This is a genomic window from Paracoccus aestuariivivens (assembly GCF_009711225.1).
GTDB lineage: Bacteria > Pseudomonadota > Alphaproteobacteria > Rhodobacterales > Rhodobacteraceae > Paracoccus > Paracoccus aestuariivivens.
In genome coordinates this window covers 216,645-238,239 of the sequence record NZ_WMIE01000001.1, presented here as the reverse complement: position 1 = coordinate 238,239, position 21,595 = coordinate 216,645, and the positions used below count along the sequence as shown (strand labels likewise).

At 58.9% G+C, this 21,595-nt stretch carries 31 protein-coding genes and 1 tRNA gene; 16 read left to right on the top strand and 16 right to left on the bottom strand.

Annotated features, from left to right (window positions below):
* Nucleotides 1-71 precede the first annotated feature (71 nt).
* From GL286_RS01275 to GL286_RS01265, 3 genes are read left to right on the top strand one after another with little or no spacing between them, the layout of a single operon-like run.
* The gene (locus GL286_RS01275; RefSeq protein WP_155093737.1) at nucleotides 72-2,003 is read left to right on the top strand and encodes a SurA N-terminal domain-containing protein; all 1,932 of its coding nucleotides are present in this window, start codon (nucleotides 72-74) and stop codon (nucleotides 2,001-2,003) included.
* On the top strand, nucleotides 2,003-3,505 hold the full coding sequence (gene trpE / locus GL286_RS01270; RefSeq protein ID WP_155093736.1) for an anthranilate synthase component I: 1,503 nt from the start codon (nucleotides 2,003-2,005) through the stop codon (nucleotides 3,503-3,505). Before GL286_RS01275 ends, trpE begins: the two co-directional genes overlap by 1 nt.
* A gap of 4 nt (nucleotides 3,506-3,509) precedes the next feature.
* Nucleotides 3,510-4,154, top strand: a complete 645-nt coding sequence (locus GL286_RS01265; protein ID WP_155093735.1) for an SDR family oxidoreductase — start codon at nucleotides 3,510-3,512, stop codon at nucleotides 4,152-4,154.
* Between the two features lie 36 nt (nucleotides 4,155-4,190).
* Here the strand turns inward: GL286_RS01265 and GL286_RS01260 are convergent, their stop codons facing one another.
* From GL286_RS01260 to fabI, 4 genes are all read right to left on the bottom strand, one after another.
* Nucleotides 4,191-4,730, bottom strand: coding sequence for a GNAT family N-acetyltransferase (locus GL286_RS01260; protein ID WP_343038809.1), 540 nt, complete (start codon nucleotides 4,728-4,730; stop codon nucleotides 4,191-4,193).
* A 114-nt stretch (nucleotides 4,731-4,844) separates the two neighbouring features.
* Nucleotides 4,845-5,345, bottom strand: a complete 501-nt coding sequence (gene gpt / locus GL286_RS01255) for a xanthine phosphoribosyltransferase (protein WP_155093734.1) — start codon at nucleotides 5,343-5,345, stop codon at nucleotides 4,845-4,847.
* Nucleotides 5,346-5,358: 13 nt separating this feature from the next.
* The gene (locus tag GL286_RS01250; RefSeq protein WP_155093733.1) at nucleotides 5,359-5,961 is read right to left on the bottom strand and encodes a LysE family translocator; all 603 of its coding nucleotides are present in this window, start codon (nucleotides 5,959-5,961) and stop codon (nucleotides 5,359-5,361) included.
* A 9-nt stretch (nucleotides 5,962-5,970) separates the two neighbouring features.
* The gene (fabI, locus tag GL286_RS01245) at nucleotides 5,971-6,798 is read right to left on the bottom strand and encodes an enoyl-ACP reductase FabI (RefSeq protein WP_155093732.1); all 828 of its coding nucleotides are present in this window, start codon (nucleotides 6,796-6,798) and stop codon (nucleotides 5,971-5,973) included.
* A gap of 73 nt (nucleotides 6,799-6,871) precedes the next feature.
* Between fabI and pdxH the strand changes: the two genes are divergently transcribed.
* The 6 genes from pdxH to GL286_RS01215 all read left to right on the top strand — a co-directional run bounded on the left by pdxH (nucleotide 6,872) and on the right by GL286_RS01215 (nucleotide 11,183).
* Nucleotides 6,872-7,534 carry a pyridoxamine 5'-phosphate oxidase gene (gene pdxH, locus GL286_RS01240; RefSeq protein ID WP_155093731.1) on the top strand — a complete coding sequence of 221 codons (663 nt, stop codon included), beginning with the start codon at nucleotides 6,872-6,874 and terminating at the stop codon, nucleotides 7,532-7,534.
* A gap of 140 nt (nucleotides 7,535-7,674) precedes the next feature.
* Nucleotides 7,675-8,268: a cold-shock protein gene (locus GL286_RS01235; protein WP_155093730.1), complete on the top strand. Its 594-nt coding sequence runs from the start codon at nucleotides 7,675-7,677 to the stop codon at nucleotides 8,266-8,268.
* A 50-nt stretch (nucleotides 8,269-8,318) separates the two neighbouring features.
* Entirely contained in the window at nucleotides 8,319-8,759 is a 441-nt protein-coding gene (locus tag GL286_RS01230; protein ID WP_343038808.1) for a DUF192 domain-containing protein, read from the top strand.
* 60 nt (nucleotides 8,760-8,819) lie between these two features.
* A tRNA-Pro gene (locus tag GL286_RS01225) sits at nucleotides 8,820-8,896 on the top strand.
* 161 nt (nucleotides 8,897-9,057) lie between these two features.
* Nucleotides 9,058-10,200 carry a hypothetical protein gene (locus tag GL286_RS01220; RefSeq protein WP_155093728.1) on the top strand — a complete coding sequence of 381 codons (1,143 nt, stop codon included), beginning with the start codon at nucleotides 9,058-9,060 and terminating at the stop codon, nucleotides 10,198-10,200.
* A complete protein-coding gene (locus GL286_RS01215) occupies nucleotides 10,200-11,183 on the top strand; it encodes a hypothetical protein (protein WP_155093727.1) in 984 nt (327 codons plus the stop codon). Before GL286_RS01220 ends, GL286_RS01215 begins: the two co-directional genes overlap by 1 nt.
* Here the strand turns inward: GL286_RS01215 and GL286_RS01210 are convergent.
* The 11 genes from GL286_RS01210 to GL286_RS01160 form a co-directional block, all read right to left on the bottom strand.
* Complete coding sequence (locus GL286_RS01210; RefSeq protein ID WP_211596157.1) at nucleotides 11,146-12,045, bottom strand: DNA adenine methylase; 900 nt, start codon at nucleotides 12,043-12,045, stop codon at nucleotides 11,146-11,148. The two genes, GL286_RS01215 and GL286_RS01210, sit on opposite strands and share 38 nt — an antisense overlap.
* A gap of 87 nt (nucleotides 12,046-12,132) precedes the next feature.
* Nucleotides 12,133-13,191, bottom strand: a complete 1,059-nt coding sequence (locus tag GL286_RS01205) for a tyrosine-type recombinase/integrase (protein ID WP_155093726.1) — start codon at nucleotides 13,189-13,191, stop codon at nucleotides 12,133-12,135.
* Complete coding sequence (locus GL286_RS01200; RefSeq protein WP_155093725.1) at nucleotides 13,178-13,360, bottom strand: hypothetical protein; 183 nt, start codon at nucleotides 13,358-13,360, stop codon at nucleotides 13,178-13,180. The genes GL286_RS01205 and GL286_RS01200 overlap by 14 nt, the downstream gene beginning before the upstream one ends.
* 233 nt (nucleotides 13,361-13,593) lie before the next feature.
* Complete coding sequence (locus tag GL286_RS01195) at nucleotides 13,594-14,562, bottom strand: DUF2303 family protein (RefSeq protein WP_155093724.1); 969 nt, start codon at nucleotides 14,560-14,562, stop codon at nucleotides 13,594-13,596.
* Nucleotides 14,563-14,572: 10 nt separating this feature from the next.
* The gene (locus GL286_RS01190) at nucleotides 14,573-14,947 is read right to left on the bottom strand and encodes a hypothetical protein (RefSeq protein ID WP_155093723.1); all 375 of its coding nucleotides are present in this window, start codon (nucleotides 14,945-14,947) and stop codon (nucleotides 14,573-14,575) included.
* Nucleotides 14,948-14,960: 13 nt separating this feature from the next.
* On the bottom strand, nucleotides 14,961-15,218 hold the full coding sequence (locus GL286_RS01185; RefSeq protein WP_155093722.1) for an Acb2/Tad1 domain-containing protein: 258 nt from the start codon (nucleotides 15,216-15,218) through the stop codon (nucleotides 14,961-14,963).
* Between the two features lie 168 nt (nucleotides 15,219-15,386).
* Complete coding sequence (locus GL286_RS01180; protein ID WP_155093721.1) at nucleotides 15,387-15,581, bottom strand: hypothetical protein; 195 nt, start codon at nucleotides 15,579-15,581, stop codon at nucleotides 15,387-15,389.
* Between the two features lie 36 nt (nucleotides 15,582-15,617).
* Nucleotides 15,618-15,959, bottom strand: a complete 342-nt coding sequence (locus GL286_RS01175) for a hypothetical protein (protein ID WP_155093720.1) — start codon at nucleotides 15,957-15,959, stop codon at nucleotides 15,618-15,620.
* Between the two features lie 8 nt (nucleotides 15,960-15,967).
* Complete coding sequence (locus GL286_RS01170) at nucleotides 15,968-16,204, bottom strand: hypothetical protein (RefSeq protein ID WP_155093719.1); 237 nt, start codon at nucleotides 16,202-16,204, stop codon at nucleotides 15,968-15,970.
* A complete protein-coding gene (locus tag GL286_RS01165) occupies nucleotides 16,201-16,383 on the bottom strand; it encodes a hypothetical protein (protein WP_155093718.1) in 183 nt (60 codons plus the stop codon). Before GL286_RS01165 ends, GL286_RS01170 begins: the two co-directional genes overlap by 4 nt.
* Nucleotides 16,384-16,589: 206 nt before the next feature.
* Entirely contained in the window at nucleotides 16,590-16,985 is a 396-nt protein-coding gene (locus tag GL286_RS01160) for a helix-turn-helix domain-containing protein (RefSeq protein WP_170295004.1), read from the bottom strand.
* A 402-nt stretch (nucleotides 16,986-17,387) separates the two neighbouring features.
* On the opposite strand from GL286_RS01160, the gene GL286_RS01155 reads away from it, so the two are divergent.
* From GL286_RS01155 to GL286_RS01130, 6 genes are all read left to right on the top strand, one after another.
* A complete protein-coding gene (locus tag GL286_RS01155) occupies nucleotides 17,388-17,615 on the top strand; it encodes a hypothetical protein (protein WP_155093716.1) in 228 nt (75 codons plus the stop codon).
* A gap of 262 nt (nucleotides 17,616-17,877) precedes the next feature.
* Nucleotides 17,878-18,054 carry a hypothetical protein gene (locus GL286_RS01150; RefSeq protein WP_155093715.1) on the top strand — a complete coding sequence of 59 codons (177 nt, stop codon included), beginning with the start codon at nucleotides 17,878-17,880 and terminating at the stop codon, nucleotides 18,052-18,054.
* Nucleotides 18,051-18,383 (top strand): LacI family DNA-binding transcriptional regulator, encoded by a 333-nt coding sequence (locus GL286_RS01145; RefSeq protein ID WP_155093714.1) that lies wholly within the window; start codon nucleotides 18,051-18,053, stop codon nucleotides 18,381-18,383. Before GL286_RS01150 ends, GL286_RS01145 begins: the two co-directional genes overlap by 4 nt.
* Nucleotides 18,380-19,009 (top strand): hypothetical protein, encoded by a 630-nt coding sequence (locus tag GL286_RS01140; protein ID WP_155093713.1) that lies wholly within the window; start codon nucleotides 18,380-18,382, stop codon nucleotides 19,007-19,009. Before GL286_RS01145 ends, GL286_RS01140 begins: the two co-directional genes overlap by 4 nt.
* 233 nt (nucleotides 19,010-19,242) lie before the next feature.
* The gene (locus GL286_RS01135) at nucleotides 19,243-19,806 is read left to right on the top strand and encodes a hypothetical protein (protein WP_155093712.1); all 564 of its coding nucleotides are present in this window, start codon (nucleotides 19,243-19,245) and stop codon (nucleotides 19,804-19,806) included.
* Nucleotides 19,803-20,570 (top strand): hypothetical protein, encoded by a 768-nt coding sequence (locus GL286_RS01130; RefSeq protein WP_155093711.1) that lies wholly within the window; start codon nucleotides 19,803-19,805, stop codon nucleotides 20,568-20,570. The genes GL286_RS01135 and GL286_RS01130 overlap by 4 nt, the downstream gene beginning before the upstream one ends.
* A 113-nt stretch (nucleotides 20,571-20,683) precedes the next feature.
* On the opposite strand, the gene GL286_RS01125 is transcribed toward GL286_RS01130, so the two are convergent.
* A complete protein-coding gene (locus GL286_RS01125; RefSeq protein WP_155093710.1) occupies nucleotides 20,684-20,947 on the bottom strand; it encodes a hypothetical protein in 264 nt (87 codons plus the stop codon).
* 162 nt (nucleotides 20,948-21,109) lie between these two features.
* Between GL286_RS01125 and GL286_RS01120 the strand changes: the two genes are divergently transcribed.
* Nucleotides 21,110-21,517 (top strand): HNH endonuclease signature motif containing protein, encoded by a 408-nt coding sequence (locus tag GL286_RS01120; RefSeq protein ID WP_155093709.1) that lies wholly within the window; start codon nucleotides 21,110-21,112, stop codon nucleotides 21,515-21,517.
* Nucleotides 21,518-21,595 lie beyond the last annotated feature (78 nt).

Below are 21,595 nucleotides of genomic sequence, written 5' to 3'. Positions count from 1 at the left end.
GGCACTTGCTCACGGGGCCGTCGCCCCCTAAAGACTTCCGACAGGACGAAAATAACGGGCAGGACATGCTAATGCGCGGCAAGGGCAAATCGACCATCGTCTGGTTGCTGATGGGGATGCTGGTCCTGGGACTTGGCGGCTTCGGCGTCACCAATTTCTCGGGCGGGACAGCGGATATCGGAACCGTGGGCAGCGTCGATGTCTCGTCGCAGGATTACGCGCGGGCTTTGCGCAATGAAATCCAGGACTTCACCGCGCGCACCGGCCGTCAGGTGACGGCTGCTGAGGCCAAGAATATCGGTCTGGATCAGGTCGCGCTGTCGCGCCTGATGGTCGGCGCGGCGCTCGAGGACGAAGCGCAGCGTCTGGGTGTTTCCGTTGGTGACCAACTGGTGGCCGATCAGATCACCAATGCCGCCGCGTTCAAGGGACTCGACGGCAAGTTCGACCGCGCCCGTTACGCCGATACCCTGAACCGCGAGGGCATCCGCGAGGCCGATTTCGAACATGATCTGCGCATGGATGCCGCCCGCGTCATTATGCAACGCGCCGCCTTGGCCGCCGTCACCGCGCCTGCGGCCGTCACCGACCGCTCGCTGGGCTGGCTGCTTGAAACCCGCGACATCCATTGGCAGGAACTGACCACCGCCGATCTGGCCGCGCCGATTGCCGCCCCCGACGAAGCGACGCTGGAATCCTGGCACAAGGCGAATGCCGCGCGCTTCACCTCGCCCGAGAAACGCAAGATCACCTATATCTGGCTGACGCCCGAGATGATCGAAAAGACCGTCGAGGTCGACGAGCAGTCCCTGCGCGACCTCTATGACCAGCGGAAGGACGAATACCAGCAACCCGAGCGCCGCATGGTCGAGCGTCTTGTTTTCCCGACGAACGACGCCGCCACCGCCGCCAAGGCCCGTCTGGACAAGGGCGAGGTCACCTTCGAACAACTGGCCGCCGAACGCGGTCTGACACTCGCCGATCTGGATCTGGGCGAAGTCTCGAAGCAGGATCTTGGCGCGGCTGGCGATGCCGTTTTCGCGCTCGAGCAGCCCGGCGTCACGGGTCCGGTCAACAGCGATCTTGGTCCGGCGCTGTTCTCGATGAACGCGATCCTTGAACCGGTGAACGTGACGTTCGAGCAGGCCCGCGACGATCTGCGCGTCGAGGCCGCCATCGACCGCGCCCGGCGCCAGATCGACGACCAGTCGAGCAGCATCACCGACCTCATGGCAGGCGGCGCGACGCTGGAAGATATCGCCAAGGAAACCCATATGCAGGTCGGCCAGATCGACTGGACCGGCGCGAACGAGGAAGAACCGGGCAGCATCGTGGCCTATCCCGAGTTCCGCCAGAAAGCCGCCGAAGTCACCGAAAAGGACTTCCCCGAGCTGACCACGTTCGAAGACGGCGGCATCTTCGCGATGCGCCTCGACAAGATCGAGCCGCCGGCGCTGATTCCCTTTGCCGAGGTCCGTGACCGCGTCGAAGCCGACTGGATCCAGAACGAAACCATGCGCCAACTGATGGCTCTGGCCGACGAGCGCAAGCTGGCCGCCGAAGCTGCGGTCGAGCCGGTGGTGAACCCGACGCCTGCCGCGACCGCTCCGGTCGCCCAGGCGGTTGGCGCCGCGCCCATTCCGGTCGAGCCTGTCGCTCCGGTGGTTCCGGCCAAAGGCCATGCCGAGCCGGGCCTGACCCGTGGCGGCTTCATCGTCGGCGTGCCGCAGGACGTCGTCGCCCGCGCCTTCGAGATCGCCGAGGCCGGTCAGACCGAGGTTGTTGATGCCGAGAACCGCGTCTTCCTTGTGACGCTGGACCAGATCCACGCGGCCGATACCGACAGCGAGGATAACGGCCAGATGCGCGACGGTATCCAGAACCGGCTGAACGATTCGATGCGTCAGGACGTGTTCGAATACTTCACCCGCGCCATCCAGAGCCAAAGCGGCGTGACCGTGAACCAGACCGCAGTCGATGCGGTGAATACACAGATGCAGTGATGGATATTTCCCCAGATTTTACGGAATTCGAGCGTGGCTGGAATCAGGGCCGCAACCAGCTTCTGACCATCCGCCTTGCGGCTGATCTGGACACTCCGGTCAGCCTGATGCTGAAACTGGCCGAGGCGGCGCCGAACAGCTTCATGCTCGAAAGCGTCACCGGAGGCGAGGTGCGCGGGCGTTTCTCGTTCGTGGGGATGAAACCGGATCTGATCTGGGACTGCCGCGATGGCGTGGCGCGGATCAACCGTCAGGCGCGTTACTCGGACGAGTTCGTCACCGATGACCGTCCGGCGCTGGATTCCCTGCGCGCCCTGATCGCCGAATCCCGCATCGACATGCCCGACGGCGTTCCTGCGGGCGCGGCAGGCCTGTTCGGCTATCTCGGCTATGACATGATCCGTCTGGTCGAGCGTCTGCCGGATGTGAATCCCGATACGCTGGGCCTGCCCGATGCGATGATGATGCGCCCCTCGGTCGTGGCGGTGCTGGACGGGGTCAAGGGTGAGGTGCTGCTTTGCGCCCCCGCATGGCATCAGGACGGCACGCCCGCCCGTGCAGCTTACGCCCAGACCGCCGAACGCCTGATGGAGGCGCTGCGTTCGCTCGACCGTCAGCCCAGCGAACCGCGCGCCTTGGGCCATGACCTGAAGGTCGGCGAGTTGCGCTCGAATTTCTCGAAGGACGCCTATCTGGCGGCGGTCGAGAAGGCCAAGGACTATATCCGCGCGGGCGACATCTTTCAGGTCGTGCCCAGCCAACGCTGGGCGATGGATTTCCCGCTGCCGCCCTTTGCGCTTTATCGCAGCCTGCGCCGCACGAACCCGTCGCCGTTCATGTTCTACCTGAACTTCGGCGGCTTCCAGATCGTCGGTGCATCGCCCGAAATCCTTGTGCGCCTGCGCGGCGGCGAGGTCACCGTGCGCCCGATCGCAGGCACCCGCAAACGCGGCGCGACCCCCGAGGAAGACAATGCGCTGGAAGCCGACCTGCTGTCCGACCAGAAGGAACTGGCCGAGCATCTGATGCTGCTCGACCTTGGCCGCAACGATGTGGGCCGCGTGGCGAAAATGGGCACGGTAAAGCCGACCGAGCAATTCATCGTCGAGCGTTACAGCCACGTCATGCATATCGTCTCGAACGTGGTTGGCGAATTGCGCGAGGGCGAGGACGCCTTATCCGCGCTGCTGGCGGGTATGCCCGCAGGCACGGTATCGGGTGCGCCGAAAGTCCGCGCGATGCAGATCATCGACGAGTTGGAGCCCGAAAAGCGCGGCGTCTATGCGGGGGGCGTGGGCTATTTCGCCGCCAATGGCGAGATGGACATGTGCATCGCGCTGCGGACCGGCGTGATCAAGGATCAGCAGCTTTACATTCAGGCCGGTGGCGGCGTCGTCTATGACAGCGACCCCGAGGCCGAGTTCATGGAGACCGTGAACAAGTCCAACGCCCTGCGCCGCGCCGCCGAGGAAGCAGCGCGCTTCGTGCGGGGGAATGGCTAGGGCTATGCGGGCGGTCATCACCGGAGCGAACAGGGGGATAGGGGCAGGACTGCTTGCCGCCATGACTGCGCGCGGCGATGAGATTATCGGGACCAGCCGCAACCCGGCGAATGGTCTAGTGTCTTGCGATGTGACCAGACCCGATGGATTCGGACCGCTGGTTGCGACTCTGTCGGATCGTCCGCTTGACCTTCTGGTCTGCAATGCCGGTGTCTATCTGGATCGCGGACAGCGCTTGCAGGACGGCTACCGGCCCGAGGATTGGGCCGCGAGCTTTGCCGTGAACGTCACGGGTGTTTTCCTGACGGTTCAGACGCTTTTGCCAGCCTTGCGGAAGGCGGGCGGCAAGATCGCCATCATATCCTCGATGATGGGGTCGGATGCCCGCGCGCCCGGCGGCAGTTACATTTATCGAGCCTCGAAAGCGGCGGCGCTGAATCTGGGACGTAATCTAGCTGCCGACCTGCGTGCCGAAGGCATTGCTGTCGGCATCTATCATCCCGGATGGGTCCGGACCGATATGGGCGGATCGGCTGCCGATATCGACGTCGAAACCTCGATCCGTGGTCTGGTGGCCCGTTTCGATGCGCTGGATCTGGAAAGCACCGGCCGGTTCCAGAATTACGACGGGACGGTTTTGCCTTATTGAAGGTCGCCACCATTGGCGTTCCCGCCCCATGTGCCGTCAGGTTCTTCGCAAGCGTTCCATGAACAGCGATTCGTGTTCACCATACCGGCCGATCACCGCATTCGAAAACCCGACCTTCTTCGCCACATGGATCGAACCCGCATTCTCGGGTGCGATGATGGTCGAGGTCGCCGCGCAATCGATATGCGCATCCGCCCATTGCAACGCGGCGCTTACGGCTTCGGTCGCGTAGCCCTTGCCATGGGCCTGCGGGACCAGCGCCCAACCGGCTTCGGGTTTGCCGGTCAACTTCGGAGAGGTGTCGCGATGGTAATCGGCCAGCCCGACCTCGCCCAGATAGCGGCCATCCTCTTTCAGGGTGACGGCCCAGTAGCCAAATCCCAGATGATGCCAATGTCCGACGTAGCGCAGCAGCCGCGACCATGATTGTTCTTCGGTCGAGGGCACGCCTCCGATATGTCTGATCACGACCGGATCGGCCCACATCGCGGCACATGCGGTGAAGTCGTCCAGCCGATGCCCGCGCAGAAGCAGGCGCGGGGTCTCCAGAACCGGAACCAATGGGTTTTCTGTCACGGCCTACTCGGTCGGTGCATGGGTTGTGTACGGGCTGTGTACGCGCGGTGTACGCCCGTCACAGAAAAACCCCAGCGCGGGCTGGGGTTTTTGGACAAATGCCGGTGCGGAGGATCAGTCCTCGCCGCGATAGGGCTGGACGTATTGCAGCGCCATGTCCCAGGGGAAGAAGATCCAGGTGTCCTGGCTGACCTCGGTCACATAGGTCTGCACCATCGGGCGGCCTTTCGGCTTGGCATAGACGGTGGCGAAATGCGCCTTGGGGTAAAGCTTGCGGACATGCTCCAGCGTGCGGCCGGAATCGACCAGATCGTCGATGACCAGAATGCCCTCGCCATCGCCCATCAATTCGTGATCGGGGGCTTTCAGGACCTGAATTTCGCCCTGCTTGGCTTCGGCGCCGACCGCCTTGTAGGATTTGACCGAGATCGTGTCGATGGTGCGGACGTCCAGTTCGCGTGCGACGATCATTGCTGGCACAAGGCCACCGCGGGTGATCGCCAGAATGGCGCGCCATTCCCGGCCGTCCAGACGCCACGCCAAGGCCCGCGCGTCGCGGTGCATCTGGTCCCAGCTGATATGGAAGCCGCGTTCATGCGGCAAACGGTCGTTCATTCCTTCGATCCTTTCAATGCTCGAGGATCAACAACAGGCCCAGCCCCGCCATCGCAAATGCCGCCGCCCGGTCGATCCAGAATTTCGCGCCAAAATAGCGCCTGCGCATCCCCGATGTCGACATCATAAGCGCAACCAGCGCGTACCAGAAAAGCTCGGTGGCAAGACATATTGCATAAATCAAGCCCTGACGCTGCGGCGCCATCGGCTCGGGAAAAACCGAAAGGATCAAAGCCCCATAAAACAATGCGGGTTTGGGGTTCGACAGGTTCAGTGCGATGCCACCCCAGAAGCCTTTGGTTGTGCCCGTGGCCGCATCCGGCAGCGGCAGGGTCGAAGACTGCCAAAGTCGCCACGCGAACCAAAGCAGATACAGCCCGCCGAAGATTTTCATCGCGGCGAACAACTGCGGGTGCAGCCGGAAAAGTACCGCCATTCCGGCAAGCGCGAATATGCACCAAAGCGACGCACCGGTGGCCAGCCCCAATGCGTAAGGCAACGCCCGACCACGGCCATGCGCGAAGGCGGTTTGCACCGTCGCGATGATCGCAGGGCCGGGCGTCAGAATTGCCAGCGACAATGCCGAAACAAGCGCGAGGACTTGCTCGACGTTCATGGGTTCCGCTCAGTCTTTCTTGACCGCGGCGATGTCGGGCGCATCGACGGCCTTCATGCCGACGACATGGTAACCCGCATCGACGTGATGGGTTTCACCCGTGACGCCCGAGCCAAGATCGGACAGCAGATACAAAGCCGACTTGCCGACCTCTTCCTGTGTCACGTTGCGGCGCAGGGGCGAGTTCAGCTCGTTCCATTTCAGGATATAGCGGAAATCGCCGATGCCCGAGGCCGCCAGCGTCTTGATCGGGCCAGCCGAGATGCCGTTGACGCGGATGCCGTCCTTGCCCAGATCCTCGGCCAGATAGCGCACGCTGGCTTCCAGCGCGGCCTTGGCGACGCCCATGACGTTGTAATGCGGCATGACCCGCTCGGCGCCGTAATAGGTCAGCGTAACCATACTGCCGCCATTCGGCATCATCGCGGCTGCGCGGCGCGCTACGGCGGTGAAGGAATAGACCGAGATATCCATCGTCATCAGGAAGTTGTCGCGCGTGGTGTCGGCATAGCGACCGCGCAGCTGTTCCTTGTCCGAGAAGCCGATGGCATGGACGATGAAGTCGATGCTGTCCCAGCGCTCGGCAATCGTGGCGAACAGCCGGTCAATCGATGTTTCATCCGCAACGTCACACTCGGCCAGAAAATCCGACCCGACCTGTGCGGCAAGCGGCTCGACCCGGCGCTTCAGCGTATCGCCTTGATACGAGAAAGCCAGTTCGGCGCCTTGGTCTGCCAAGGCTTTCGCAATGCCCCAGGCGATGGATTTATCATTCGCGAGACCCATGATGAGGCCGCGACGGCCCTTCATCAGCCCCAAACCGGCTCCACTTGACATGTTACTGTCCCTCGCGCTTCTACAGTTCGGGCAGGATTATGATAACTCCAAGGGGGCATCAAGTCGTATCACCATGACAGATCGGACGGGAATATTCGCGGGTGACGACCCTTTTGCCATCGCGCGGGCCTGGTTGGCCGAAGCAGAGCGCAGTGAACCGAACGACCCCAATGCCATTGCGCTTGCCACGGTCGATGCCCAAGGCCTGCCCGATGTTCGGATGGTGCTGCTGAAAGATATAGAAGGCGCGGGCGCGGATGGCTCGTTCGTGTTCTATACCAATTTCGAAAGCGCCAAGGGTGTGCAGATCGAGGAAACCGGCGTTGCTTCTTTCGTGATGCACTGGAAGTCCCTGCGCCGCCAGATTCGGGTCCGCGGGCATGTCAGCCGTGTCGAGCCAGAGGTCGCGGACGCCTATTATTCCTCGCGCGCCCTGCAGTCGCGGATCGGCGCATGGGCCTCGCATCAAAGCCGCCCCTTGAAAAGCCGCACGGCATTGATGGCCGAGGTCACGAAACAGGGCATCAATCTTGGGTTGCGACCGCCGCGTCCGCCCTATTGGGGCGGCTATCGCATCCATCCTGAGCAGATCGAATTCTGGGCAGACGGGGCGTTCCGGCTTCACGACAGATTCCGGTGGCTTCGGCAAGATTATGCTATGAAAAAGAACAGGATGGACTTACCGTCTAATATATCAGAAGAAACTTTATGGGTCGTCCAGCGTCTTAGCCCTTGATGATGAACAACGTTTTATCCATGGTATGGAAAACCTGACCGAGGACTGAACCAAATTGTTCTTTTCATCCCTGCGTTGTGACAGCAGGTTGTTGGATAAGTCGGCTAGAAGATCAGGGGATGTTGAGTGGGGTGGGCTGAATGAGTGTGGGTGACGAACAACTCCGGGAGATAGTCGGAGTCGTCAAATGGTTTGACGGCAGTAAAGGCTTCGGCTTTCTTACCGATCCGGACGGTGGTTCCGACATTCTGCTGCACTCGAACGTTCTGCGAAATTTCGGTCAAAGCTCGGTCGCCGAAGGCGCGAAGGTCCGCGCCATGGTCCAGAATACGGCTCGCGGCGTTCAGGCGGTCGAAGTCCTTGAAATCGACGCGCCTGCAAGCGAGCCGATGCCGGCAATCGCCGATCTGTGTTCGGCCACGCCCGAGGAAGTCGCGCGTCTGCCGCTGCTGCCCGCTCGGGTGAAGTGGTTCGACAAGGCCAAGGGCTTTGGTTTTGCCAATATTTTCGAGCAGAAGGCCGATGTGTTCCTGCATGTCGAAGTGCTGCGTCATTCCGGCTTTTCGGATCTGACCGTCGGTGAGGCGATCGCCTTACGGGTCGTTGATGGCAGACGTGGGTTGATGGCCGCACAGGTTCTGTCCTGGGAACGGGCCGCGATGGAGGCCAAGGGGCCACAATTGGGGGGAGCGGCCGCGCTCGCTAAATTGCGGCTTGTTGCGGGCGCGGTATGATATGGCTAGCCGCAACTTTTCTGCTAACTCTCTCTGACCCTGCAGGGGCCTTGTCGGCGACGCTGTCTTGCGATCCCGGCAAGGCCATTTTCCTTGGACCCGAGCGGGCGGTCGAAGTCGCGGTCGAGATCGCGGATGACGAAGGCGAGCGGGCCAAGGGGCTGATGTTCCGCAAGTCCCTGCCGTCGGGGCAGGGGATGCTGTTTGTCTATCCTCATGCCCAACCCGTTAGCTTCTGGATGCGTAACACGCTGATCCCGCTGGATATGATATTTATCGATTCGCGTGGTCAGGTGCGACACATCCATCCGATGGCGCGGCCACTGGATGAGACGTCGATTTCCGGCGCGGCAGTGGGCGATCCGTCTCCTGACCGGTTGATGGTGCTGGAAGTGCGCGGCGGAGACGCCGAAAAATTGGGTATTCGTCCAGGAATGGTGCTGGCGCATCCCGCATTGCCGCAGGGCACGGCCCATGCGCCATGTAAGTGACCACCCGGCGCAGATTTACTCTTTCCCCCGACGAAAGCAGCGGCTAGTAAGCCCTTGGTTCGGGGCGTAGCGCAGCCTGGTAGCGCGACGGTTTTGGGTACCGTAGGCCGGAGGTTCGAATCCTCTCGCCCCGACCAGTACTTAGCAATCGAAATGTGCCTAGGTTTGCACTTCGGTTTGCAGTCATCCGACCGCTTTTATTTCGTTCGCTTCGCTCGACGTTTACTGCATCAGCATGGACTGATTTGTTTGTCGCTGATAGGTGTCTAGGCGAGACCACGCATGCCGAGGGGACTTTATGGACTGGGATAATGTTATCGAGGTGGGGGTGCCGAAAAGGGTCCCGCTCGAGGTGCTGGCGTTTGATGCTAGGAATCCCCGGTTTACGCCCGATAAATCTCCCGTCGACGACAGTGAATCGGCAATCATAGAGCTTTTAGCATCTACAGCGGACTTATCCGAGCTCGTGCAATCAATCGCGACCAGTGGTTACATCAACATTGAGCCGCTTATTGTTGTCGTTCAAGGTGACAAGCTTACTGTCTTGGAAGGCAATCGGCGGTTAGCTGCAATCAAATGCCTGATAAATCCGGAATACGCCAAAGCTGCTCGCATCGTAGTACCCCCGCTGCGGCAAGAAGTACTCGAATCGTTACGCGAGATACTCGTATTCCGAGTCGCGTCAGAAGATGATGCGCGCGAACTAATTGGTTTCAAGCATATAAACGGGCCGCAGGCGTGGGATGCTTATGCAAAAGCACAGTACGCCGGTCGATGGCTTGATTCGCAGGTCAACGAAGCCTCGCCTTTAAGCCTAGCTGATATAGCATCACGTATGGGCGACAACCACGCAACGATACATCGGATGGTTACGGCTTTGTTTGTTCTTCGTCAGGCAGAACAGAACGAAGTCTATTCAATCGAAGAGAGATTCAAAAATTCATTCAGCTTTTCACACCTTTACACGGCTCTGAGTTACGAGGAGTACACAAGTTATCTGGGAATGAAGAGACTTCCGCGAAACGAAAATCCGTCTCGTGAACCTATAGATAAAGAGAACTACGGCAAACTACGCCAGTTGCTGCTATGGCTATATGGGTCAAAGCGGGAGCAAATCCAGCCGGTAGTTAAAAGTCAGAATCCCGACTTGGGGCGGCTTCGCATTGTGCTTGGATCGAAAGCTGCGACGAGGGAGCTTGAAGAAGTCGGTGGTCTAGAAGCGGCTGTAATAACAGCAACGCCCAAAAGCGAGCGTTTTGCCAAACACATTTTCGAGGCCAATGACGACTTGAGAAAAGCGTTAGAGGCCCTCGATGGCTTTGATTTGGCGACGCAGGCTGAACTTTTGGAGGTTGCGGAAACGCTGGTTAAGCGTTCTCTCCTTATTCGACACTCCATGAAAATGAGTGTCGAAACGCAAGAGATTTTAGGTGAAGAATAATGGCTGTTATTCCTCCGATTCTTAATTCTAGTATCGCTGCTTTGACAGATTGGCTAGAGCTTACAGCTTTTTTTAGCCCATTCAGCGTGGCGCGTTTCGACGCGATGCGTGGTGCATTAATCCAGCAGTTGAACGAGCCAGAGGATGATATCGGAGAGAGGGATCGTGAGCTCGACGACCTCACCAATGAAATCGAAAACGAAGTGATAGAACGGACAGTCGGCTGCGGCGGCGGTTATCCATTTCGTATTTCTGACAATGGGGAGGAGCTTATTCTTATTCAGAACTGGCAAGTGGAGCAATATGCTCCATATTTAGTTTGTTTGCTCACATCACACCTGTCACGAAATACTCTCCTTGATTTTGAAATAGAGGTTGCGCTGGTAACTCGTCTTAGGAACCGGGTCTTTCAGGTGATCTCGGTCTTCGCCATGGCTGGGCTGGCATCTGGAAGCGCAGCAAGCGTCGGCTGGCCCCGTGAGGGTCAAGTAAGTGTACTCGATACGCTTCGCAGAGCACAGGAGCGTGGTGCAGGGTTCGAAGTTAGGGAACAACCTGGCCAGCATACGCCGCCACACGAGAAAGATGGCGGTATCGATGTGATCTCTTGGCAGATCCTCGATCGCCCTCCACCGCCAATCCTATACTACGGTCAGGTTGCTAGCGGTCATGACTGGGAAAATAAGCCGGTGAGAGTTCACGTGGATGTCTTTGAACCCAATTACCTTAGCTATCCCCCGAGAGGCAACAAGGCATTTGTTACGCTTATTCCTTTTCGAGAGACTGAAGTCAGTGATTGGATCAATGACCACGCGCGCCATGGTGCCCTCTTGGATCGCACTAGGCTTCCGAGTCGGGCGCTAATTGGAATGGAAATCGCGCGTGGGGGACAGCAAATGGACGAGTCAGCAAATATGCCACAGGTGATTGAGTGGATAGCAAATTTCAGAAATGCGCCGCTACCCGTCGCAGCGGTGGCGTGACTAAGATCTCCTTGGCGATTCGCTTGCGTTGTAGGCTGTAATTTACCTCCATCAACGAGATGTCCTCGTGTTGGTAGAGTTTTCGGATAAGTGGAGCATCGTCGTAAGTCAATATCCAATGGGGTATATAGCCCCCGGTGAGAAGATCCGAGAGGGCAACGTGTTTGGCCTCTGACATGCCGTTGTAATACAACCTTCCGCCCGCTTGCACATACGGAGGATCAATAAAGAACAGTGTCGAGTTCAAATTAAGTTCAGATTTTAGCTTATGAATAAAATTTAGTGCATCTAAGTTGTGTAAGTGTATTTGACTGCGATGGTCGCTCAACCACCTCACTCTTTGAGCAAGCCCGTCTCGATTAAAGCGGGCAGAAAGTTTCCATTTTCCATTCTGCTCATATCCACCGATCGGTCCAGATTTTTCGATAATTCCAGATCGAGTGGTTCGATTCATGAAAAAGGTCGAAAAGCCGACATCGAATGAGTAGCTGCTGTTGTTGCTCGACTCTGTAATGTCACGGTGGCGATACCATTGTGCTATGTCGAGTGGTGTAGAGTGAATGGCCGCGATGAACCGGTCGGTTTCGTGAAGCATAGCAAACCAAGTGGAGTGGATTCGCGCATCCGCGTCATTCAGAAACAGGTCTGAAACGTGGCCGTCTGCTAAAAGCGTCAATGCGGCTCCAGCTCCACCGCAGAACGGTTCGGCAAACATGGGCAAGTCTGTGGCCGATCTAGGTAGCATCGATTCCAGGTACTCGCTCAGAAAGGCCTTGCCGCCGGGGTACCTGAACGGCGAAACTGGATTTGAAGATGAACGCCTCGTCGAGCGAGGGATCATCGTGATTTTGAGGTCTTCCACTAACGTCACTCTCCTGTTCGATCTCCTTCTCCGGAGTGTAGGGTGCGGTGATACTCTCTCGGCTGGGATGGATCAATGATGTGGGTCTTAGTTTTGGGCGTTTAGCTTGGCTGCAAGGCTGTCGGTCATTGTAGGCGAAAGTGCGACATACCGCTCGATCACCTCTGCGGCGTGCTTGATCGACCAGCCCATGTGGGTCGCGATTTCCTTCAGTTCTGCACCCGCTTCTAATAGTCTGGTGGCGGCCGTCCCGCGGGCGTCATAGAGGCGTAGTTCGCTGCGAATCCTCAGCTTGTCCCTCCACTCCGAAACTGCGTCGCCGAGGTAGTTTTCATGCTGATAGGGCACGCCGGCCTTGTTGACGATCAGGCGCATTTGCTGGTCAGGCGTGGCGGTGATCATCTCCGCCATTGTCGCCGTAACTGGGATCGAGGCCAGCCGCTTGCGCTTCTGAGTCCAGATGACAATTCGGTGCCCATTGGGCGTTCGATGAATGTGCTCCCGCGAAAGCTGGGCAAGATCGCCCGGCCGCAATCCTGTTTCCAGCGCGATCGCGAGGATGCGCCAGATGTGAGTCGGTGCGCCTGATCTGAACTTCTCGACCTCGTCTGGCAGCCAGAAGATTTCGGCCCGTTGGCTTTTGTAGACTGATCGGATCTGCATGAGGTGATGCTGTCGGATCATCGAGCGATCGAGCCCGAACGCTATCAGACGTTGCAGGTGTCTGATCCGATCATCGCCTAACTTTCCACCAATCTTGTCCCGCCAATCAAGCGCCTGCCGCCTGATCCGTGGATCGTTGAATGCATCCAGCGGTGCGTCTCCGAACCTTTTGTCGATACCGTTTTCGGCGTGATAAAACGATTTCCGCATGTCGGACTGGGTACGTGGGGCAAGTTTGGTGAAGTCCTGGCTATCCAGGAATCGGAGTATCACCGAACGGAATTTGCCTCGGGCAGGTGATCCATCCTTCGCGGACCGTGAAAAGGCGGCGACATATTCGGGCGAACCGATCTTGTCGTCGCTGGCGCTATCCCAGAACTTCACTGCGCCCTTGCCGCGTCCGACATAGTGATGCTCGCGCACCGTGCCATCGGCGAGCTTTTTACGAACCCGATTGATTCCTTTGAGGTTAACTCGCGTCATGATCCTCGAACCATTTGTCGACAGCCGAACTGTTGGTGCGTACTGCCTCCGGCAGAATACGGATTGTGCCCTCGGCGGTCACTTCAACAACTGATCGCTCATCAATCGAACGCGCAACCTTCATCGCGCGGCGAATGTCGGCTTCAGTGAATGTGGCGCGGCGGCCCATTAATCAATTCTCCCGAATTCTTCGATCAAATCTTCATTCGAAGACTTCCCTCCATCGCCGGTCCGATTCACCATGGGTCGGGTACGCAGATAAGAGCCGGTGGTCTTACAGGCCTGTTCGAGGAGCCACCGGAGCTGTTCGATCTGGGCGTGGATGCAGGGGGTCACTTTTTATTTCCATCTTATTCCGGTCGCTCTGGATGGCCGCCCTCTCGGGGCGACACACCGGAGCGATCAGGCCGCGCCGATTTCTGGCGTTCCCATCAGCAGGGGGACGCCGGTCAGCTCTTGCGCACGCTTCATCGCCTCGCGCGCGGCGTCGCGCAGTGCGATGTCGGGGTTGTGCAGGGTGACGTAGAACTTCACGCTGTCGCCGGATTTGCGATACCGGAAGCGCACTGCCAGGCGGTAGAAAGCACCTTCCTCGAAGACCGGGATCGCGATCATGAACAGGTTGGGCAGGCGGAGGGGCTGACCGTCGGGATCCTTGTGCTCGGTCAGGAACTGGACTTGCGCCTCGCCAGTGTCTCGATTGGTGGTGACGTTCAGGTGGCCGGTTTCATGGACCTGAAAGCTGCGCGACAGCTGAACCAGCGCCGCATACTGTCCGAACCGTCCCTGAAGCTGCGCGGCGACCTCGATCATCCGCTGTTCCCAAGGTTCGGGCTTGCTGTCATGTCCCAAAAGCGCGGGCGTCGGATCCAGCAGGTCCTTGGCGTTCACTTCGATGAACTCGCCGAACTCATCTTTGCTGAGCCCCTGTCCACTGATCTGGTTCCACCGCTTCCATTCCTCGGAAACGGGAAAACTATAGATGCCGCGATGGCGACCGTAATGCGCGGTCGGATCGCCCTGTTCGGAATCGACCACCGGTGCGCCCTCGCCATGATAGTCGATCACAGATAGCAGCTGCGGTTTCGGCTGGATTTGACCAAAGATCACGCTGTGGTCGCCTTTGAAGCGGTTGGTCCAGGTAATCAGACTGTCCAAATCGGTCAGGACAGCTTTTCCGGTGCGCTGCAGCGGTTTCAATGCCTCGGCCAGCGCGCGATTTTTAGCGGTAAGATCTTCGACCTTCAGGCCGTCCGGTACCGCGACGATAAATGGTAGGCCATCGCTCGGGCTGGAGATCACCTGCACCTCGCCCATGCGCGGCAGCTCTGCCAACAGGGTCTCGGCGATGTTCTTTGGTGTGTCGTTCATGGATTGATCCTTATTCTGCGGCAGTGCGGAATTCGCGGCGACCATCGGTGGTGTCGCGGATTTCCATGCGGGATTGGGCGGGGTTGTGCGTGGTGATGCCACCGTCACCGGTCATCCACGCAACAGCTTTGCGTTTGGGCGGTTTCGGCCCGATGATCTTGTCCTCGATGACCATCTCGGCATGTCCGAAGGGGTCGACCTTGACGTCGATCGTCAGGGTGATCTTGCCCTTGGCAGTCGTCGAGAAGTCCTGCGCGAACTGGCGCAGTTCGACATTGTTTGCCTCGATCCGCGACAGAAGGTCGGGCAAATAGTCGCCTGCGTCAGCCAGCGACAGCATTTGGTCGAGGCTGCGCAATTGCCGCGTTTGATTGGGGATTTCCATCGCAGTTCCGATCTTATGAGGTGATGTGACGGACGGCGCGATTGACGGCGTCTTCGATGTGGGTGTTGGCCAGCGAAAGATCGCGGGATGCGAGGCGGTCGACACTGGCATCGGTGCCGCCAATTTCATGCAGAGTGTGGATAAAATATCCGCCCACATCTTTGATCTGCTGCATCTGCTTCTTCTCGGTTTCGGTCAGAATCCGGTAGGTGTGGCGCACCGCATTGTTCGCGGTGCGGTCATCCGAGGTGCTATCGACCGTCTGAGCCATCTTTCTTCCTTTTGGGGTGTGCCCGGAGCCGCCGGGCGCGGATTGGGAAAGAGGCTGGCCGCTGCGGATTGTTGTGGTGGTGGTACAGCAGCGGCCAGCAAGTTGGGGCGCAGGCTTCTATTGGGGCACCCAGTCCGTTCGGCGGTCCGAAAAGGCCCGCCGGGTTCTTCAGCCCCGATCAGGCACCACGTTGACCAGGTGCGTCGGGCCAAATTCGCGGTGCAGGGCGTCGAGGATCAATTGGCTGACGCGCAGCGCGGTCGATGTGTCCAGTTCTGTGACCTCGATCCGCGCGATTACGGTTCCGGTGAACCGGTCAAGGATCGCACCGCCCTTGGTTTCCTGAAAACGGCTACCGGCCATTGCTAGATTCCTTCCGAAATTGGTTGGGGTTGGCAGTCAGGTCGAGACTGCTACAAACCATCCGGCCGCGAACCATCCTGCGGCGCCCAGAATGGAGCCGCAAATCATGGCGATGATGATCTGCCATGCCTCGGGCATCGGGTCGCGCATGGCTTCTGCGGGCGACAGGTGATCAGCCGAGACGTGAAATGAAGCCGCGGCTGGTCCGCTGGAAAAGGGATGGCGCTGTTCCAGTGCGGCCGCGATGTCGTCGGCCAGTTCCGTCGTGTCCGGCATGGTCAAAAGCTTTTGGCGGGCGCGGAATAGTAAGCCGCGCATGATCAGGTTCTGCAGCAGCGCGTTCGGCGCGGCATCCGACAGGAGTTTGTGATCGAACATTCCCGTCTCTAGGCCTCGCGCTTCGTGGCGTGTGAGGTCAGGTCCAGCAAAGCGGACCAATCGGTCGCGACGAATGCGAGCCATACGGCAACGACCGCCAGTACAACCAGCGTCGCGGTCGCCAGCAGGCCAATAAGCGGCAAGCGTCCGTCGGGATCATGGGCGCATTCGGGCATGTCATCGAGGCAATGGCCTGCGCGCGACAAGGGCGCGCGCAGGGTGTTGCTGTGCTTGCGGTCAATCATGGCCGCGCCGAGGGAAGGTTGAGGCCCCGCAATAAGCCGAGGCGTCGTTGGTTGGCGACGACATTCAGGGCCATGCGACGCGTGCTTGCGGGCAGAGTAGCGGCAAATTCGGGATCGGTGACGACCCGCCACGCGCCGATAAACGCGAGAGAGGCAGTCGGTAGCGAATGGGTCTGCATGAAGAGCTCCATCCAAGGGTTGCGGATGGGGTAACAATTATGGATAAAACTTCCATAGTCAACATTGCGATGGAAAAAAAATCCATTTAGTTGATGCGATCACGCGCCCCACTGGGCGCGATTGATCGATTGGAGGAAGAAATGGGCTATAATTTTCGCACTTTTGTAGTGCTGTTGATTGCACGCATTACCGGCATACGGATCGGTCAGGCTTGGGCGTTCTTTCGAGCGTTCGCCAAAATTGGAACGACTTTTGGGCGCAGTTCTGGGGGCAGATCTGCAAGATCGCCACGATAGATAAAGTCCAAACCAACACCATAAACTGCTGATATTTTTTCACCAACAGCTATGTCCAGACCCATGACGCCACGCTCAACCTTGGTGAGCGAGCTGCGGTCGAACTCGATTGAGTCAGCAAACTCCGCCTTGGATAACTCCAAAGCTTCACGGACCGCACTGATACGTGGTCCGACTTTTTGGGGAGTGCTCTCGCGTTCAATAAGTGCGTTAAGAATCTTTGGTTTCATTTCTGCAGAATGCGCGTGCGTACGCAATTTGCTATCGAAGTTATTTCCATCTTGACGAGTGGAGATAAGTTCCATTAGCCATCTCAACATGAGTATCATCCTTGCCACTGTCCGAGACCTGCTTGCGCTTTGGCCGAGCCGAAAGGATATCGTTGACGATCTTCACGAGCAGGGGTTCGAGCTAAACGTCGATCGCGTTCACAAATGGGCGCAGCTGGGCTCTATCCCTGCCAAGTATCACCAAGGTCTCGTTTCTTCGGCACGCAGGAGATCGTTGCCGATCACCGCCGATGTTCTCACCCGGCTTCATCATGCGCCGGATCGTCGTGCTTGTGGGGGGCTGCCCCACTTTGTTGATCAATGAGATTCCCCATGTCCAAACCCCTCAGTAAATCTGAGCTTTCGCAAGCTTCCCATGCATTCCGCCAAATGTCCCGTGCAAGGACATTTGACTGCCCGACGCGCGGCAGCCGCGCTATGCGCCGCGCCCACGTCCATGGCATCGACCGTGACGCTTTCATGCGGCGCTGGTCGCTGCTGATGATCGGCAGTTTCTCGAGCCGCGAAGAATGCGCCGTGCATTTCGGTGTGACCTTCCAAACGGCCTGCAACTGGTTCGACGGCATGTGCCGTCCCTATGGCGACATCGTCGATCACGCGATGGCAACGCTGCCCCGTTACGATCAGGTCATGCGGAGGCGGTGATGGGGATCGGGTTTTCAGGTTGCCCGAAGCGGGGAATCGGGGCGGGGCGCAGCACCTGCTCCTTAACCCGTCACGATTCCGGCCGCTTCGGGCGGCAAAAATCTGGGATCGTGGAACCTGCGGCTGGCCCGGCCGAGAACCGCTTTGGCGGTGGGGCGATTTTCCATCGGCCATCCTCCTCCGTTTGGGCCGATGAGAAGGGCGCGGCGGCTCCATCCATTCCCGGCCGCCGCGCCAGCCTACCTGCGAAAGGGGCTTTGGTATGAGCTTTTCCCGCCTGCCCAAGTTTCAGGTCACAGTGACCAGTCCGAGATCCGGAATTGTCAGCCATGTCCTTCGCGCGGTTGACGCCGAAGCAGCTGCGCTGCGGGTTTTGAGCTCGTACCCCGCTGAAGCCGTCCTTTCCAAAGTCGAGCAGATCGAGCGGGACGAAGAATGAGTGCGCCTGGCAACTTCATGTGGCGTGGGCGATCCTATGTCGGCCTTCGCTCGGTTGCCCGCGCCGCGGGTGTGACCACGCACACTGTCAGCTATCACCTGAACCGCCATGGTCATCTGGAGCGGCTACAAGTGCAGCCCGGCGGAAACGCGGGAGCTTGTGGAAAGCCAGTACGGGTATTTGGACGGGTCTGGCCGTCGCGCACTGCATTGGCCGCATATGTCGGACGCTCGGATAGCCGGGTGTCGCACTGGATGCGTGCGGGCCGCGGCGACTTGTTGCTTTCAGCTTTGATGGCTGCGGATGCGCGGCAGGGGGTGACGGCATGACCATGGTTTTACGATCCGTCAATCCCATCCCAGTCGATGATCTGCCGGAATACCCGATCGCCTCGGGCCTGCGGCTCGATAGCCACTTCTTCATGATGTTTAACTATCGCCGCTGGATGAATAGCGACTTTCGTAGCCTCGCTGATCGAGAGGTTCGTGGCGTGGCTGTAGACCTGTTCTGCGCCGCGCAGGAGCAGTCCCCCATCGGCACATTGCCTACGGATGAAAGGCTTCTCGCCAATGCTGTGGATGTGCCGCTGGATGTTTGGCGGCAGCTAAATAATCGCGAAATCACTCCGCTGCATAACTGGCGTCGATGCATCTGCGACAATGGCCAGATTAGACTGTTTCACCCAGTCGTGCTGGAGGTCGCGCAGTCGGCCTTGGGCATGAAGGGAGACCATGAGGAAAAGCTTGCTAATGATCGCGAGCGTAAGCGTCTAGGCCAGTTGCCCGCGCAGATCATCCGGGCCGGTGGCAGTCGGCAGATGTCCGAGGATGACGCCTATATCGTGCGCCTCGATCAATACCTTCTCGATCACTTCGGATCAAAGCAGCGCCGCCCGAATGTCGTGCGTGAAGCAATGGAACGTATGGAGTTGGACGCCATGACGGCGGCCGGCTGATTTCTTCCCATTTCTTCCACTGGAAGGAATTTGGAAGGAACGCGGAAAGAACTGGAAGGAAACCGGAAGGAATTCGGAAGGAACGGGATTGATCTATGCCGAGTTCCGGTCGTTTTCGCTCCGCAAAATTCCACTCTGAAAAGAGATGAGAAAGAAAAAGAGAAAGATAGAAGGCGCGAAATCCCAATGCTGCGTCTGTGGATAAGTCGGCGTGCTGGGAAAAGGGGTTGGCCATGACAGTGATTAAAGCGGAAGCCAAGGCGCGGGTTGAGGCGCTGTTGATCGAGCCTTTGGCAGGTTTAGCTCGAAAGCGGGGCGTAGGATCGGACAAGCATGATGAGATGCTCGATCGCCTGCGCGTGCGGCTCGCCTATATGACCGACGCGAACCTGCGCGGCATGGTCGATTTGATCCTGCGGCATGCGGTCAAGGGCGTGTGGCCAGAAGAGGCGTTGATCAAGGCTTGGGCCTATACCCTGCAATGCCCGCCGCCGCGCGATTGCGATTATGCCATCAGCCTGATCCGGTCAGCGATGGGTCGGCAAGCGCGTGATGAAGGATGGGCGGTCGAGCTGTTCCAGATCGCCAAGCGGTTGGGCCCGCCACCCGGGCGCTACATCATCGCGCAGCTGCGAGACGAAGCCGAGCAGAACCGGCGTCGTCGGACCCTGATCAGCGAAAACATTCAGGCCGGTTTGGCCAGTGACGCCGATCGGGCGTGGCTGGGTGACTGGCACAAGGACATGGCCGAGATCGAGGCCATCCAGTCGGGCAATACGGAAGGGCAAGCGGCATGAAGGATATGGATATTGGTATTGGCGAGGGTGGTTTGGATCAGCCGCGCGTCATTTTTGATTGCGATGCCGGGGGCGAACGCCTTGCGGCTGAACGTGAGCGGATGGCAGCGATTATCGCACGCGCGACTCCTGCAGAGGGTTGCAGCCCCCGTATCCCTATTTCTCCGGCGCGGGGACCGCAGGTTTCGGTCACGCCTCATGTCATGCTGCCGGACGAGAAGTCCGACGATGGCTGGAAGGCCGAGCGCACCGGCTGGCGTGGCTTCAAAGCCGCTCGGGCCATGGACATCTTTGATGATCTCGAACGTCGCGCTGCTAACCGTAAGGACAAAGACGGTAATCCTGGCGTTTCGCCGTTTACGAAGGGGCAGGTGAACGCTGCACGACGGTACCGCGATATGGTCGAACGCCATTCGGCTGGCGGGATGCGCTGTTCCAGTCTGGAGGCACAGCGCGCGTCCGGCCCAAGCAGTGGCGGCGAGTTCATGGATGCGTTCATCGCGGAAGGTGACGCCATCGCCTGGATGCGGCGGCGGATCGGCAATGGTGTTGCAATGCCGGTGCGGCGAGTTCGGCCTTCGGCGCGTGGCGGGGAAAGGGCGAGGATTATCTACGACCGCGTACTGGTCGATGCGATCTGTATGGAGGGTCGGTCGTTTCGTGAGGTTCTGGAACTGCACGGTTGGAAGGCGTCAGGTCAAAACGCAAAGGCCGTTACCAGTGCGCTGGGGAAGATCTTGGACCGTATGCAGTTCACCGCGTAGAGGGCCTGCACAAAAGTTCTTGACGGCTTATATCACACCGACGTATCTCTTTTGACATCATCAAGAATTGCGCCCGCAGGGATCACCCCTCGCGGGCGCTTCTCATTCGGCGCTTATTCCAAGCAGAGGAACAGGTGTTCGCTGATGTAGTTCGGAAGTTGGCGAGTCGACGCATACTCGGCGCGCTTTTTATGACCCTTAGCACAAATGCGGTTGGCCTCGGCGGTAGCATTCGCCTTCGCCAGTTCTGCGTCGGCCATTTGATTGCTTTGGATTTTGACGCTATCGCCGTTGAAATCCGATACGGTTGCGGTTGGCGGTGCGCAGGCTGAAAGCAACGCCATGATGCTCGCTGCTGCCAGTGTTGGTCTGATCATAGTGATTTCCTAGAATTAAGATTTCCCAGTTTCTCACTACTCACTGGACCTGCAATCACGCAACCGTGAGTGATGGAAATGGCAATCCTATGCGTCCATCGTGCCACTAACCTCTCCGTTATGGATCGCATCGGGCGAGCATTTCCTGTTGCGGAGGGCGCTATGTCCATGAAGATCTGCTGCGCGTCCGGATGTGATGATCTCGCACTGCCCGGTAAGCCGCATTGCGATGAGCATGCAACCGAGGCCTTGGCGCGTGCTAATGCGCGGCGTGCCAAGGCTAAGCTTGGGGCTGCGGCTCAGGCGGGTGCGGCTTTCTACGCCACCCCGCGCTGGCGGCGCGAAAGCAAGCTGTTCCTTTTCCGGCATCCATTCTGCGCGGATTGCGGCGAACTCGGAGTGGATGTGCTGGCCTCGGAGGTCGATCACATCATTCCCCATCGCGGCGATGCGCGGCTGATGTGGGACAGATCGAACTGGCAGTCACTCTGCAAGTGCTGCCATAGCCGTAAAACGGCGCGAGAGGTCTTCGGATCGGTGAAGTCGAGCGATGCTGCGCCGCAGCGCTAGGGTCATAAGGCTACCAATTTCTTAGACCGGGGGTGGTCTGAAAATTTGGCTCGGCTGGCCCGAACCGGCGGATGGACC

Bases quoted from the DNA above. Each gene is read 5' to 3' on its own strand.
- GL286_RS01275 (WP_155093737.1), top strand. From the start codon at position 72: ATGCGCGGCAAGGGCAAATCGACCATCGTCTGGTTGCTGATGGGGATG.
- trpE (WP_155093736.1), top strand. From the start codon at position 2,003: ATGGATATTTCCCCAGATTTTACGGAATTCGAGCGTGGCTGGAATCAG.
- GL286_RS01265 (WP_155093735.1), top strand. From the start codon at position 3,510: ATGCGGGCGGTCATCACCGGAGCGAACAGGGGGATAGGGGCAGGACTG.
- gpt (WP_155093734.1), bottom strand. From the start codon at position 5,345: ATGAACGACCGTTTGCCGCATGAACGCGGCTTCCATATCAGCTGGGAC.
- GL286_RS01250 (WP_155093733.1), bottom strand. From the start codon at position 5,961: ATGAACGTCGAGCAAGTCCTCGCGCTTGTTTCGGCATTGTCGCTGGCA.
- fabI (WP_155093732.1), bottom strand. From the start codon at position 6,798: ATGTCAAGTGGAGCCGGTTTGGGGCTGATGAAGGGCCGTCGCGGCCTC.
- pdxH (WP_155093731.1), top strand. From the start codon at position 6,872: ATGACAGATCGGACGGGAATATTCGCGGGTGACGACCCTTTTGCCATC.
- GL286_RS01235 (WP_155093730.1), top strand. From the start codon at position 7,675: ATGAGTGTGGGTGACGAACAACTCCGGGAGATAGTCGGAGTCGTCAAA.
- GL286_RS01220 (WP_155093728.1), top strand. From the start codon at position 9,058: ATGGACTGGGATAATGTTATCGAGGTGGGGGTGCCGAAAAGGGTCCCG.
- GL286_RS01215 (WP_155093727.1), top strand. From the start codon at position 10,200: ATGGCTGTTATTCCTCCGATTCTTAATTCTAGTATCGCTGCTTTGACA.
- GL286_RS01205 (WP_155093726.1), bottom strand. From the start codon at position 13,191: ATGACGCGAGTTAACCTCAAAGGAATCAATCGGGTTCGTAAAAAGCTC.
- GL286_RS01200 (WP_155093725.1), bottom strand. From the start codon at position 13,360: ATGGGCCGCCGCGCCACATTCACTGAAGCCGACATTCGCCGCGCGATG.
- GL286_RS01195 (WP_155093724.1), bottom strand. From the start codon at position 14,562: ATGAACGACACACCAAAGAACATCGCCGAGACCCTGTTGGCAGAGCTG.
- GL286_RS01190 (WP_155093723.1), bottom strand. From the start codon at position 14,947: ATGGAAATCCCCAATCAAACGCGGCAATTGCGCAGCCTCGACCAAATG.
- GL286_RS01185 (WP_155093722.1), bottom strand. From the start codon at position 15,218: ATGGCTCAGACGGTCGATAGCACCTCGGATGACCGCACCGCGAACAAT.
- GL286_RS01180 (WP_155093721.1), bottom strand. From the start codon at position 15,581: ATGGCCGGTAGCCGTTTTCAGGAAACCAAGGGCGGTGCGATCCTTGAC.
- GL286_RS01175 (WP_155093720.1), bottom strand. From the start codon at position 15,959: ATGTTCGATCACAAACTCCTGTCGGATGCCGCGCCGAACGCGCTGCTG.
- GL286_RS01170 (WP_155093719.1), bottom strand. From the start codon at position 16,204: ATGATTGACCGCAAGCACAGCAACACCCTGCGCGCGCCCTTGTCGCGC.
- GL286_RS01165 (WP_155093718.1), bottom strand. From the start codon at position 16,383: ATGCAGACCCATTCGCTACCGACTGCCTCTCTCGCGTTTATCGGCGCG.
- GL286_RS01160 (WP_170295004.1), bottom strand. From the start codon at position 16,985: ATGGAACTTATCTCCACTCGTCAAGATGGAAATAACTTCGATAGCAAA.
- GL286_RS01155 (WP_155093716.1), top strand. From the start codon at position 17,388: ATGCGCCGCGCCCACGTCCATGGCATCGACCGTGACGCTTTCATGCGG.
- GL286_RS01150 (WP_155093715.1), top strand. From the start codon at position 17,878: ATGAGCTTTTCCCGCCTGCCCAAGTTTCAGGTCACAGTGACCAGTCCG.
- GL286_RS01145 (WP_155093714.1), top strand. From the start codon at position 18,051: ATGAGTGCGCCTGGCAACTTCATGTGGCGTGGGCGATCCTATGTCGGC.
- GL286_RS01140 (WP_155093713.1), top strand. From the start codon at position 18,380: ATGACCATGGTTTTACGATCCGTCAATCCCATCCCAGTCGATGATCTG.
- GL286_RS01135 (WP_155093712.1), top strand. From the start codon at position 19,243: ATGACAGTGATTAAAGCGGAAGCCAAGGCGCGGGTTGAGGCGCTGTTG.
- GL286_RS01130 (WP_155093711.1), top strand. From the start codon at position 19,803: ATGAAGGATATGGATATTGGTATTGGCGAGGGTGGTTTGGATCAGCCG.
- GL286_RS01125 (WP_155093710.1), bottom strand. From the start codon at position 20,947: ATGATCAGACCAACACTGGCAGCAGCGAGCATCATGGCGTTGCTTTCA.
- GL286_RS01120 (WP_155093709.1), top strand. From the start codon at position 21,110: ATGTCCATGAAGATCTGCTGCGCGTCCGGATGTGATGATCTCGCACTG.